12 protein-coding genes are annotated in these 12,558 nt (G+C 32.1%); 2 read left to right on the top strand and 10 right to left on the bottom strand.

All coding sequences use genetic code 11. The features are described from left to right. Positions 1-42: 42 nt before the first annotated feature. The 8 genes from EC396_RS07370 to ruvB all read right to left on the bottom strand — a co-directional run bounded on the left by EC396_RS07370 (position 43) and on the right by ruvB (position 7,690). The gene (locus EC396_RS07370; RefSeq protein WP_129366066.1) at positions 43-252 is read right to left on the bottom strand and encodes a DUF2892 domain-containing protein; all 210 of its coding nucleotides are present in this window, start codon (positions 250-252) and stop codon (positions 43-45) included. Between the two features lie 25 nt (positions 253-277). Then, on the bottom strand, positions 278-550 hold the full coding sequence (locus EC396_RS07365) for a heavy-metal-associated domain-containing protein (protein WP_129366065.1): 273 nt from the start codon (positions 548-550) through the stop codon (positions 278-280). A 199-nt stretch (positions 551-749) separates the two neighbouring features. Beyond that, entirely contained in the window at positions 750-2,207 is a 1,458-nt protein-coding gene (locus tag EC396_RS07360) for an NAD(P)/FAD-dependent oxidoreductase (RefSeq protein WP_129366064.1), read from the bottom strand. A gap of 5 nt (positions 2,208-2,212) precedes the next feature. Continuing rightward, complete coding sequence (locus tag EC396_RS07355) at positions 2,213-2,779, bottom strand: DUF3365 domain-containing protein (protein ID WP_129366063.1); 567 nt, start codon at positions 2,777-2,779, stop codon at positions 2,213-2,215. A 1-nt stretch (position 2,780) separates the two neighbouring features. Then, entirely contained in the window at positions 2,781-3,191 is a 411-nt protein-coding gene (locus tag EC396_RS07350) for a rhodanese-like domain-containing protein (RefSeq protein ID WP_129366062.1), read from the bottom strand. A 139-nt stretch (positions 3,192-3,330) separates the two neighbouring features. Beyond that, positions 3,331-4,746, bottom strand: coding sequence for a rhodanese-like domain-containing protein (locus EC396_RS07345; RefSeq protein ID WP_129366061.1), 1,416 nt, complete (start codon positions 4,744-4,746; stop codon positions 3,331-3,333). Between the two features lie 109 nt (positions 4,747-4,855). After that, entirely contained in the window at positions 4,856-6,589 is a 1,734-nt protein-coding gene (locus tag EC396_RS07340; RefSeq protein ID WP_129366060.1) for a SulP family inorganic anion transporter, read from the bottom strand. Between the two features lie 78 nt (positions 6,590-6,667). Further along, on the bottom strand, positions 6,668-7,690 hold the full coding sequence (ruvB, locus tag EC396_RS07335) for a Holliday junction branch migration DNA helicase RuvB (RefSeq protein WP_129366059.1): 1,023 nt from the start codon (positions 7,688-7,690) through the stop codon (positions 6,668-6,670). 117 nt (positions 7,691-7,807) lie between these two features. On the opposite strand from ruvB, the gene EC396_RS07330 reads away from it, so the two are divergent. Both EC396_RS07330 and EC396_RS07325 read left to right on the top strand, forming a co-directional pair. Then, entirely contained in the window at positions 7,808-8,911 is a 1,104-nt protein-coding gene (locus tag EC396_RS07330; RefSeq protein ID WP_129366058.1) for a peptidoglycan bridge formation glycyltransferase FemA/FemB family protein, read from the top strand. Positions 8,912-9,110: 199 nt separating this feature from the next. Further along, positions 9,111-9,557, top strand: coding sequence for a KTSC domain-containing protein (locus tag EC396_RS07325; RefSeq protein ID WP_129366057.1), 447 nt, complete (start codon positions 9,111-9,113; stop codon positions 9,555-9,557). Positions 9,558-9,686: 129 nt separating this feature from the next. On the opposite strand, the gene EC396_RS07320 is transcribed toward EC396_RS07325, so the two are convergent. Both EC396_RS07320 and EC396_RS07315 read right to left on the bottom strand, forming a co-directional pair. Further along, entirely contained in the window at positions 9,687-11,438 is a 1,752-nt protein-coding gene (locus tag EC396_RS07320) for a cbb3-type cytochrome c oxidase subunit I (protein ID WP_129366056.1), read from the bottom strand. A 34-nt stretch (positions 11,439-11,472) separates the two neighbouring features. Further along, positions 11,473-12,483, bottom strand: a complete 1,011-nt coding sequence (locus EC396_RS07315; RefSeq protein WP_129366055.1) for a cytochrome c oxidase subunit II — start codon at positions 12,481-12,483, stop codon at positions 11,473-11,475. Positions 12,484-12,558: the final 75 nt, after the last annotated feature.

The raw sequence follows: 12,558 nt of genomic DNA, 5'->3' as shown, positions 1-12,558 counted from the left end.
TTTATCAAATTGAGTATTTTTTTAATAAGAACTTTAAATTTATTACTCTTTTACTTTACAAGTATTTATTTTAAGTATTGAATACAAAGGGCAAAATCCTGTAAAAGCGGTAACCAGTAAAATTATTGAAACTACATAAAGTACAATTTGTACCCACTGCGTTTCAATACTTGCTGAGTATGCAAAATACCCAACAGCTATGGCTAAAATTATTCTGATAATTTTATCTATACTTCCTACGGTTTTTTTCATGATAAACGGTTTTATTTATTACTAATTAAGATTCTGAAGTCATTCTCCCAGTTGCACAACTTACAAAAGATTTCGCTTTATGTAAAATTGTATTGGCGTCACCAACTTCTGGATACCCCATACTAGCTAACTTTTCTTTTACTTTTAAAAGTAAATCTTCGTTTGAAGTGTTAACTGTTACTTTTGAAGTTTCCAACTCAACCGAAACCTCATCAATACCATCTATGGATAAAATTCCTTTTTTGATGGAATTTGCACATCCACCACATTTTAAGTTTAATATTTCTATTGTTGTCATTGTTTTATTTTATTAGTCGTATTTAAGAGTGACCCTTTACAACTATTTTCATTACTTTCAAATTTAATCTAAAAAAATTAAATAGTTGAATTAAAAAACAAGATCTCATAAACTTTACCATTTTAGTTGGTTCGGTTCCATAAGACATATTGCTATACGGGATATTTTTTTCTAAACTTGTGCTCATAACTTTAATTTTTTATTCAGGAATTAACCACCAAAAAGGTTTTGCTTTTGCTTTATAAATAAACATATAATGCATAAATAATTTCATCCAATGCCCAGCAGTACCAACAACACCAACAGTATCATCTATATTTCTACCCCATTTAGGGTATGTTTCCCAATCTGGTACAATTGGCTTTACCGTCATAACAGCTGCCTGTCCTTTTGTAAAACCGTATCCTGCTGACACAATACATGCAGCACCCATTTTTGCCATAGAAGCCTGATGCGGATGATCGTCTTTACCTGTTTTTATTTGATGAATGATATTTTGCGCCACAATTTTACCAATTACACCCGAAGGCATTCCGGTACGTGGTGGCGTTGGAAATATTTTTGTTCCATTTGGACTTTGCATTGGTTTAGACATTGCATGTGGTGGTGCAAATGCAATTCCGGCAGCATATATATTTTTATAAGTTGAACTTTGATAAATCAAAGGCCAATCCTTTGCTTTCCATTCTTCATATGGTTTTAAATTGTAATCTGCATCAACTTTCATCATACCATTTGCTGCAAAAACAATTTTAGTAATATCATTTCCTTGCTTGTCAAACGCATTCATATCTACCCCTGAAAAACCAGGAATTAACATAGCAAAATCAAATGCTTTGGAATCTAATTTTCCATCTAAAGTTTCGTAATGAACAACTCCTTTTTCAACTTTTTTAACACCGGCCTGCTTAATCCATTTAACACCGTATTCTTTTAAAATAGACTCGGTAAAAATTTTAGTAGGCGTTATGTATCCATTTCGTTTTACATAAGCACCACCCATACCAAAATCTCCCAATTCATATTCATTGGTAATCCACCATAAATCAGCCAAATGATTCAGTTTTCTTTTATTTATTTCAAAAGCGATGTTTAAAACATACTCAAAAGCTGCACCTTGACAAGTTGCCATTGGATGCCCCGTACCTATTAAAAAAGTTTGTGGTTCGCCTTGTTCCATTTTTTTTAAAGACGCTTCCAATTTTGCCCAAGCGTGAGAAGCATGGTCATAGGTACAAACAGATTCTGTAAATTTTTGAGGCCCCAAACCTTCGGTTGCCTCAAAATTTAATTTTGGGCCTGTTGCATTTATCAAATAATCGTATGTAACTTTTTCTTCAATATCTTTTTTATCTTTTGAAACATATTTTATGGTTACAAAACCTTTTTCATGTTCCAAATCACCTTCAGGATTTATAGCAACTGCCAGTGCCTGTTTATGGATTACCCCCATTTTTTTATACACCGGAGCCAGCTCAAACTTCACCTGATCTGTGGTCATTAAACCAACACCAACCCAAATATTTGAAGGTACCCATTGAAAATTACTGTTAGGAGAAATCATTACAACCTCGTGGTCTTTTTTAAGCGATTTACTTAAATAAGACACAGCGGTATGTCCAGAGATTCCTGCCCCTAAAACCACTACTTTTGCCATAATATTTAATTTTTAAACGTAATACTCCAAATACCTCTCAAATCGCCTTCCTCATATCCAAATGCTTTATCATTTGGATACAACGATTTTAAAATTGAGTCGGTTTGCACGTTAACTGTCTCATTTAATTTACCGTGACAGGTCAAGCATTTTGCTTGAACTATAATTGGAGCGTAAAAATGTATTTTTTTAGCATCGTCAACTTCAACAATTGGTTTTAATTCGGCATTTTTCGCTATTTCATTTTTATAATTGTCTATTAGCTGTAATTCTCTTTGGGTTGATTTGTTATCTAAATTTCTTATTTTATCTGAAGTTCGTTTGATTGTCACATTGTATTTTTCGGACAATTGATTTGTAATTGGAATGGCTTGTAAATTGCAAAATGAGATGGCTTGTGAAGGTCCTCCCATTTTCATTTGCGTCATTAAATTATTGCTTAGCTCCAAAAATGAAGCTTCAGTAATTTCTTTTCCTTTAACAGTATAATTTTCAATCTCTTTTGTTGATAAAGAAGAGTTACAAGCTAAAAAACTGATTAAAACCGATAAAAAAATTACTTTTTTAAACATCTTATTTTATGATTGGTTGGTTACTTTTTTGCCAATTTAAAATACCGCCTTGCAATTCATTTACTTGCACAAATCCTAAATCTGACATCTTTTTAATTGCTGATGAAGATCTGTTTCCTGATTTACAATAAATAAAAACAGGTTCATTTGTATTGAATTTTGCCATTTGCTCTAAAAAATTTTTATCGAAAAAATTAATATTAATAGCTCCTTCAATATGGCCTTCTGAAAATTCTCCAGGCGTTCTCACATCAATAATTGTATGATTTGCTGATTTCTCTTTAAAATCAGCTGGAGAAATAACATTGATTTCGCCAAATTGTGTAATTGTTTTTGAAGGTTTAGAATTGTTACATCCAAAAACAGCTACCGATACAAACATTAAAAATGTGAATTTTAAAATACGATTCATTTTTGATTTTTTATTACTATAAATTTACAGAATATATAGGAGATTATTCGTTTTTTTTGAAATAACTAATTCAAAAAAGAATAAATTCTGATGAAATTTTTCAACTTCGACCTAAAAAAATAATCAACCTAAAAAAATGTTACAATAATGTTGTAGGACAAACATAATCTGTAAGTGCTACACCAGTATCTTTAATATCTTTAAAACCACCTCTAACATCTGTTACTTTTTTAACGCCTTTTGCTTTAAAAATTGATGCTGCAATTAAAGAACGGTAACCACCTGCGCAGTGTAAAAAGTATTCTTTATCAGGATTTATTTCAGCAAAATTTGAATGAATATAGTCTAAAGGAAAATTCTCTACACCAATTACATGCTCCGATAAATACTCAGATTCTTTTCTAACGTCTAATGGAATTGCTGCAGTTCCATCTTTTAATTTATTTGCAAATTGAGATGCAGATATAGAATCTAGCGTATCAACTTGGTGCCCTGCTGCTTTCCAAGAGTGAATACCGCCACGTAAATACCCCAAAACATTGTCGTAACCAACACGTGAAAAACGCGTAACTACTTCTTGTTCTCTACCCTCTTCAGCAATAAAAATTATTTTTTGATTTATATTGCTAATCAATGCGCCAACCCAAGGAGCAAAAGTACCATCTAACCCAATAAACCAAGCGCCTGGCACAGTACCTTCATCTCTATAATCTGCCATATTTCGGGTATCAATTACCAAAATATCATCTTGTTGGCTCATATCTTTAAATGTGTCTGCATCAATAGGCGTAGTACCTCGGTGTAAAATTTGATCAATACCTACATTAATGCCTTTATTCATTTTAACATTATTGCCAAAATATTGTGGAGGAGGCATTAAACCAGTTGTAACTTCTTTTATAAATTCTTCTTTGGTCATATCTGCCCTTAAAGCATAATTTGTTTTCTTTTGATTTCCTAGGGTGTCAAAAGTTTCTTTACTCATGTTTTTACCACAGGCAGAACCTGCTCCATGATTTGGATATACAATAATATCATCGGGCAAAGTCATGATTTTATTTCGCAATGAATCAAATAAATGACCTGCCAAATCGGCTTGAGTTAAATCTGATTTAACAGCCAAATCTGGTCTACCTACATCACCAATAAATAAACAATCACCTGTAAAAACATAAGGTTTATTTCCTTTTTCATCAATTAACAAATACGATGAAGATTCCATTGTATGGCCAGGGGTGTGAATTAACTGAAGTGTTAAATCTCCTATTTTAAATTTCTCACCATCTTTTGCTTGATGAATAGCATAGGAAGGATCTGCATTTGGACCAAAAACAATGGTTGCACCTGTTTTTTTAGCCAAATCTACTTGTCCTGATACAAAATCGGCATGAAAATGCGTTAAAAATACATATTTAATTTTAGCACCATCGGCTTTCGCCATTTCAATATATGGTTCGGTTTCTCTTAAAGGGTCAATAATTGCTGCCTCTCCATTAGAATGGATATAATAAGCCATTTCTGCCAAACATCCCGTAAACAATTGTTCTACTTTCATAATAATTGGAATTTAATTCTGTTATTTTTTTTGAAGTATTTCAAAATTACGAGATAGTTCTTTTGTTATCTGTAACTTAAATCACATTATAATCAAATTTCTGAAAATTTTAACTATTGGTTTGCTGCACATATTTAAAATTATCGCCCCCAATTTCTCTGCTATTTTTATGCGCTTCAAAGGCATCAACTGCAGCTTGAACGCTTAAAAAGCAATTTTCAAATTTGATATCAGACATCAGATCTGATTTATATAAGGTGTCTCTAACAGGACCTATCATACCTGTAAAATACAATTCAATATTTTTATTTTTTAAAAATAAGAATACCTCTTTTACCACATGAATACCACTACTATCCACATTGTTTAAGCTATTGGCATTGATAATTACTAACTTTAGCTTATCACCTTTTTCATTTACCTTATCAATAATAGTATCTTCAAAATACGAACTATTTGTAAAATTTAATTGTGAATCAAATCGTATAATTAAAATATCTTCTTCAACCTGAACTTCTTTAAAACGCTCAACATTTCGATACATATTTGTACCTGGAATACGTCCTAAAACTGCTATATGTGGCTTTGTTGAGTTGTAAATAACCATAATTAATGATAAAATAACGCCGGCTAAAATTCCTTCTGTAACACCTAAAACAATGGTTACTAAAAAGGTAATTATTAAAATAACAGCATCTTTTTTATCGTATTTCCATAAATTTACTGGCGTTTTATAATCAACCAAACCTAAAATAGCCACTATAATTATTGAAGCAATTACTGCTTTTGGTAAAAAGAAAAATACTGGCGTTAAAAATAACAATGTAAATCCGACAATAATAGACGAAAATATGGCCGACAATTGCGTTTTTGCTCCGGCGTTATTATTTACCGCAGATCTTGAAAAACTTGATGTTGCTATATAACTTAAAAAAAACGAACCAACTATATTGCTTAAACCTAAAGCCGTAAACTCTTTATTTGCAGAAATCTTAGCATTGTCTTCTCTTTTTTCTATTGATTTTCCAATTGAAAAAGTTTCCATAAATCCAATAATCGCCAAAGTCAATGCCAAAGGCAGTAAATCTATAATAGTGTTATAATTAAAACTAGGAACGGTAAACTTTGGAAGACCTTCAGGAATGGCTCCAACAATTGAAATTCCAAAAACTTGTAAACCAAGAAACTTAACAATGACTATTCCAATAAAAACTACAACCAGTGGACCCGGTAATTTTTTTAAATATTTTTTAAAAACAATTAATAAAACCATTGTTGAAAGTCCGATAAATAAATCGAAAATATTGGTATTTCCAACAACTTTTATAATGGCTGGCACAAGTTCACCTACGCCGTTACTTTTATCTATTTGAACACCTAAAATATATTTAACTTGACTTAAAGCAATAATTACTGCTGCGCCAGAAGTAAAACCACTAATTACAGGTTTAGAAATAAAATTGACTAGAAAACCAATTTTAAACAGCCCAAATAAAAGTTGAATCACTCCAACAATAAAACCCAGTAAAATTGCCAAATTAATAAATTGCTCAGTACCTACAGCTGCAATGGCAGAAACTCCAGTTGCTACAATTATTGAATCCATTGCAACAGGCCCAACTGAAATATTTCGAGAGGTTCCAAAAATTGTATAAATTAATGGAGGTATTAAAGCTGCATATAAGCCATAAATAGGTGGCAATCCGGCAATCATTGCATATGCCAATCCCTGTGGAATAAGTACAACACTAACTGTTACACCCGCAATTACATCACCTTTTAACCATTTTTTTTGATAGTTAGGAAGCCAATTTAAAATAGGAATTGCTTTTTTAAAATTCATTTTCCAGAGTTATAGGTGTTGCAATACAAAATTACAGCAAACAAGTTTGTGTAAAGTGACTTAGATTACATATAGAAATTAAAATAATTCTCCCTGATTTTCAGCCTTTATTCTACCCAAATGCTTGTATGCCAAATGGGTAACTTCTCGTCCACGAGGAGTTCTCATAATAAAACCTTCCTGAATTAAAAAAGGCTCATACACTTCTTCAATAGTTTCCGAATTTTCTCCAACAGCAGTTGCCAAGGTGCTAATACCCACAGGGCCACCTCTAAACTTATCTATTATTGTTGTCAGAATTTTATTATCCATTTCATCCAAACCATGCGCATCAACATGAAGGGCATTTAAAGCATATTTTGCAATTTCAATGGTTATGGTACCATTTCCTTTAATTTGCGCAAAATCACGCACCCTACGCAACAACGCATTGGCAATACGCGGTGTTCCTCGGCTTCTTCCTGCAATTTCAACTGCAGCTTCCATAGAAGTTGGAACATTTAAAATAATGGCACTTCGCTGAACAATGGTTGTCAATAATTCGGTATTATAATATTGTAAACGACTGCTAATACCAAAACGTGCACGCATTGGAGCTGTTAACAACCCAGATCGTGTAGTTGCTCCAATTAAAGTAAATGGTTCTAAATCTATTTGCACCGTTCGTGCATTTGGACCAGATTCAATCATAATGTCAATACGATAATCTTCCATTGCAGAATATAAATACTCTTCAACAATAGGGCTTAATCGATGAATTTCATCAATAAACAAAACATCTCGCTCACTTAAATTGGTTAACAAACCCGCTAAATCTCCCGGTTTATCTAATACAGGACCCGAAGTTATTTTTAAACCTACGTTTAATTCATTGGCTAAAATATGAGCCAAAGTGGTTTTTCCTAATCCTGGAGGGCCGTGAAATAAAGTATGATCCAAAGCTTCACCACGTAAATTGGCAGCTTCAACAAATATTTTTAAATTTTCTAAAACTTGTTCCTGCCCTGTAAAATCATTAAAGGTAAGTGGACGTAATTTTTTTTCAACGTCTAATTCTTCAGAAGAAAAATGGTTTTTATCAGGATTCAGGTTTTCATTCATAAAAACAAAGATAATGAAGTAAAATAATTATTAATTGAAAAATGAATAATTAAAATTAATACTGTAAAATTTTAGATAAAAAAATGATTTTTTTAGTTTTGCAGAAATTTTATTCTGATGATTTGTAGCATAAAGAAAAAGGATCTAGAAGCGCTTAAACCAACACATATTTTACCTCAAACACCTTTTTGGGGGCGATTAAAAAGCAAACAAGGCTACATTCCATTAGGTTTTGAACTAACAGTTTCTAAAGAGTTGTTATTCAATTCTGTGAATTCAGCAACAGAAATAAAAGACGATATTTTGGTGCTAATAAAAAGTATTGATGGAGAGCAGTGTTTTGCCTATGTACCTTATGGGCCAAAAATTGAACCAGATTTTGAAAATCACGGTGTTTTTCTAGAAAACTTATCTGAAGCTTTAAAACCTGAATTACCCGATAATTGTGTTTTTATTCGATATGATTTAATGTGGAAAAATCAATGGTCGGTTGATGAAGAATATTTTGATGAAAATGGCAATTGGATTGGCCCGCCTCAAAGTCAAGTACAAGAATTTAGAGTTAATTTTAAAACCGAAAATTGGAACTTACAAAAAAGTCCGAATGATGTACTTCCAAAAAACACCTTTTTCTTAGACCTATCATTGGACGAAAAGGAGCTTCTTAAAAATATGCGCTATAATACTCGATACAATGTTAAAAACGCAGCTAAAAAAGGTATTAAAGTAAAAGAATACGGTATTGAACATATAGAAAGCTGGTACAATTTATACAAAGAAACGGCATTACGTCAAGGTTTACCACTTCAAACAATTGCTTATTTTTCATCAATCTTAAAAAATCAAGACAATTCTAAAAATGGAGTAAGCGTAAAAATGCTTATGGCCGATTATAAAGGAAAATTTTTAGCTTCCATGTTTTTAGTTTTATCAAATAAACGAGGAACTTATTTATATGGAGCCTCTTCATCAAAAAATAAAAATATGATGGCTAGTTACGCCCTTCAATGGGAATCGCTAAAAATAGCCAAAAATTGGGGCTGTACGCAATATGACATGTTTGGATCGGCGCCAAATTTAAATCAAAAACATCCTTTAAGAGGCATCCATGTGTACAAAAAAGGATTTGGAGGAGATCTTTTTCATAGAATGGGTTGTTGGGATTACCCATTTAATAGCGAAGTTTATGACTTATTTAAAATGCACGAGTTAAGTAATTAATTCTTTTTATAAATTTTTCATTTTGAAATAAAAATTAATCGGGGGTTATTTATAAACTGATTAAGCTAATAAACCCCGTTAATTTAGACTTAAAGCACAATTCGTTATCATTTGGTTATCAAACAATTAAATAATCAAGTTTTTACATTGTTATCCAATAATAAATTCTATTTTTGCGCCCTTAATTAAAAATGGAGAAATGAAGCGTATTAATGAATTTAAAAAGTTATATAAGGTTGAAGGAGCAATAAATTTAAAAACCTTAAAAACTACATATAGAGAACTTGTAAAAGAGTGGCATCCAGATAAGTTTTTGGATCAAGATAAAAAGGATGAAGCTGATGAAGTTAGTAAACGCATAATTGAAGCCTATCACTTTTTAGTTAGTATTGCTCCTGAAACAAAAGAATCTAATTTAGAAGAATACACAACAACAATTACACAATCACAAGTTGCCGATTATCATCATAAAAGTATGTTATTAGAGGTTACATTTACCGATGGAACTACATATGAGTATTTTGGCGTGAATAAAAATCTATTTTTAAAGTTTATTAACAGCAAATCGATGAGTAACTTTGGTAGAAGAAATATTTTTAATTCTTACACCTATAGAAAATCTAAAAAAGCTACCGTTATGGCTTAATTATATTTGTTTGAATAATTTCGAAGGCACCTTTTCAGGTGCTTTTTTATTTTGAAAAAATTATTGATTTGCATAAAAAAACCTTTCTAATATTTAGAAAGGTTTTTTATATATTTTAATTTTTCACTATTATGTTGGGTCTTCCCCATCTTTTAAAGGTGTGGTTTGACAAACATAATCTTCATCATAACCAGGTTTGCTATAATCATAAGCCCAACGGTGTACAGCTGGTATTTCACCAGGCCAGTTTCCGTGAATGTGCTCTACAGGAGTCGTCCATTCTAAAGTGTTAGACTTCCAAGGGTTTTGAGTTGCTTTTTTACCTTTATAAATACTTATAAAAAAGTTTGCTAAGAAAATGATCTGTGCCGCACCACCTAAAATTGCAAACATCGTAATAACAATATTAACATCGGCAACATCATCAAATAATGGAAAAGCAGTATTTGCATAATATCTACGAGGTAAACCTGCCAAACCAATAAAATGCATTGGGAAGAAAACACCATAAGCAGCAACAGCCGTTAACCAAAAGTGCCAGTAACCCAAAGTTTTATTCATCATTCTACCATACATTTTAGGAAACCAGTGATATACACCTGCAAACATTCCGTAAATTGCAGATACACCCATTACCAAGTGAAAATGCGCAACAACAAAATACGTATCGTGAACATTAATATCTAATGCACTATCTCCAAGAACCAACCCTGTTAATCCACCAGAAATAAATGTTGAAACCAATCCGATTGAAAATAACATCGCAGGATTCATTTGTAAATTTCCTTTCCAAAGTGTGGTAATGTAATTAAATGCTTTTACTGCTGAAGGAATCGCAATTAATAAGGTTGTAAAAGTAAATACAGACCCTAAGAAAGGATTCATACCCGATACAAACATATGGTGACCCCAAACAATGGTTGACAAAAATGCGATTGCAATAATAGACCCAATCATGGCTCTGTATCCAAAAATTGGTTTTCTAGAGTTTGTTGAAATAATTTCAGAAGTAATACCCAATGCAGGTAACAATACAATATAAACTTCAGGGTGACCTAAGAACCAAAATAAATGTTCAAACAAAACTGGCGATCCACCTTGGTAATGTAATACTTCACCTTGAATAAAAATGTCTGATAAATAAAATGACGTTCCAAAACTTCTATCAAAAATTAACAATAAAGCTGCAGATAACAATACTGGGAAAGAAACCACACCAATAATTGCAGTGATAAAGAAAGCCCAAATTGTTAAAGGCAATCTTGTCATTTTCATTCCAACAGTTCTTAAATTTAATACCGTTACAATATAGTTTAAGGCACCTATTAATGATGATGCAATAAAAATAGCCATAGAAACCAACCACATTGTCATACCCAATCCAGATCCAGGAATTGCTTGTGGCAAGGCACTCAGTGGTGGGTAAATTGTCCATCCAGCTGAAGCAGGACCTGCTTCAATAAACAAAGACAATACCATAATTACACTCGATAAAAAGAACAACCAATATGAAACCATATTTAAAAAACCAGATGCCATATCACGAGCTCCAATTTGTAATGGAATTAAAAGGTTACTAAACGTTCCACTTAAACCAGCTGTTAATACAAAAAACACCATGATTGTTCCGTGAATGGTAACCAAAGCAAGGTAAATATCTGGTGACATTACACCTCCATCTTGATGGTGTCCTAAAAACGCTTCAATAATAGAAAATGAATGTTCTGGCCAAGCAATTTGCAAACGGAATAACATAGACATAAACACCCCTATTATTCCCATAAAAATACCTGTTACCAAGTACTGTTTAGAAATCATTTTATGATCTTGACTAAATACGTATTTAGTTATAAATGTTTCTTTATGATGATGATCTGACATAATTATATTTTGTTAGTAGTAGTATAGTTAGTTTTTATTGAACAACAACTTGCGCCATTGTTTTTTGATCTTTCAACCAAGCATTGAATTCGGCTTCTTCCTGAACAATAATTTTCATTTGCATATTATAATGCGAAGCACCACAAATTTTATTACATAAAAGTAAATAATCAAATTCGTAAGGATCTTCCCCTTTTTCGGCTCTAATTTTGTTGATACCTTCCACTTTTGCAATGGTTTCATCATTCAATCTCATTTCTTCAGTGGTCATACTAGGTGTAAATGCAAACTGAGTTATCATCCCAGGAACACAGTTCATTTGTGCTCTAAAGTGAGGCATAAAAGCTGAGTGCAATACATCTTGAGAACGAAATTTAAAGATTACTTTTCTTCCTTTAGGCAAACGTAATTCTCTTACAGGAACATCATCTAAAGCATTTTTATCTGTCATATCAACACCCATAGTATTGATGCCTTTAATATTACGAACATTGGCCAAACCTAATTCATTGTCTTCACCAGCATAACGTGCTTCCCATTGAAATTGTTTGGCATAAACTTCAACAATTAAAGGGTTTTCAGCATCAGAAGTGTCCATTACATTGTTCCAAACAGACAATCCGTATAACACGATTCCAGATAAAACAATGGCAGGAACAATTGTCCAAATCATTTCAAGTTTATGACTATCAGCATAAAACAATGCTTTTCTACCTTTAATTCCGCGGTATTTAAATGCAAAAAAGAATAATAAAAATTGTGTAATGGCTTGTACAAATAAGATTAGTACCATAGTTACCAGGTACAAGGTGTCGTAACTTTCACCTTCAATTGAGGCCGCATCTGGTAATAAAATTACAGAGTATTTCCAAAATGAAAATAGCATTAGACCATAAAAAAAGATTCCAAAAATCGCAAAAATAATCCCTTGCGTATTGTTGTCTTTTTCGGTAGCTATTGCTTCTTTTAAATTAAAGATACTTGTTACTTGCCATATGGCCACGGCAATAACAATTGCCAGTAAAACGTAAAGTATTGCTGTCATTTTTTTAGTTAGTTGTTAATAGTAGTTCCAAATATAAAAAAAATCCCGAATAAATTGTATTCAGGACTATTTTCT

It is taken from the genome of Lutibacter sp. HS1-25 (genome assembly GCF_004121075.1).
In the GTDB taxonomy this organism is placed as follows: domain Bacteria; phylum Bacteroidota; class Bacteroidia; order Flavobacteriales; family Flavobacteriaceae; genus Lutibacter.
The sequence above is the reverse complement of the archived record's forward strand: the minus strand, read 5'-3'. Positions and strand labels throughout refer to the sequence as shown.

Bases quoted from the DNA above. Each gene is read 5' to 3' on its own strand.
- EC396_RS07325 (WP_129366057.1), top strand. From the start codon at position 9,111: ATGAAGCGTATTAATGAATTTAAAAAGTTATATAAGGTTGAAGGAGCA.
- EC396_RS07320 (WP_129366056.1), bottom strand. From the start codon at position 11,438: ATGTCAGATCATCATCATAAAGAAACATTTATAACTAAATACGTATTT.
- EC396_RS07340 (WP_129366060.1), bottom strand. From the start codon at position 6,589: ATGAATTTTAAAAAAGCAATTCCTATTTTAAATTGGCTTCCTAACTAT.
- EC396_RS07330 (WP_129366058.1), top strand. From the start codon at position 7,808: ATGATTTGTAGCATAAAGAAAAAGGATCTAGAAGCGCTTAAACCAACA.
- EC396_RS07345 (WP_129366061.1), bottom strand. From the start codon at position 4,746: ATGAAAGTAGAACAATTGTTTACGGGATGTTTGGCAGAAATGGCTTAT.
- EC396_RS07350 (WP_129366062.1), bottom strand. From the start codon at position 3,191: ATGAATCGTATTTTAAAATTCACATTTTTAATGTTTGTATCGGTAGCT.
- EC396_RS07360 (WP_129366064.1), bottom strand. From the start codon at position 2,207: ATGGCAAAAGTAGTGGTTTTAGGGGCAGGAATCTCTGGACATACCGCT.
- EC396_RS07370 (WP_129366066.1), bottom strand. From the start codon at position 252: ATGAAAAAAACCGTAGGAAGTATAGATAAAATTATCAGAATAATTTTA.
- EC396_RS07365 (WP_129366065.1), bottom strand. From the start codon at position 550: ATGACAACAATAGAAATATTAAACTTAAAATGTGGTGGATGTGCAAAT.
- EC396_RS07355 (WP_129366063.1), bottom strand. From the start codon at position 2,779: ATGTTTAAAAAAGTAATTTTTTTATCGGTTTTAATCAGTTTTTTAGCT.
- EC396_RS07315 (WP_129366055.1), bottom strand. From the start codon at position 12,483: ATGACAGCAATACTTTACGTTTTACTGGCAATTGTTATTGCCGTGGCC.
- ruvB (WP_129366059.1), bottom strand. From the start codon at position 7,690: ATGAATGAAAACCTGAATCCTGATAAAAACCATTTTTCTTCTGAAGAA.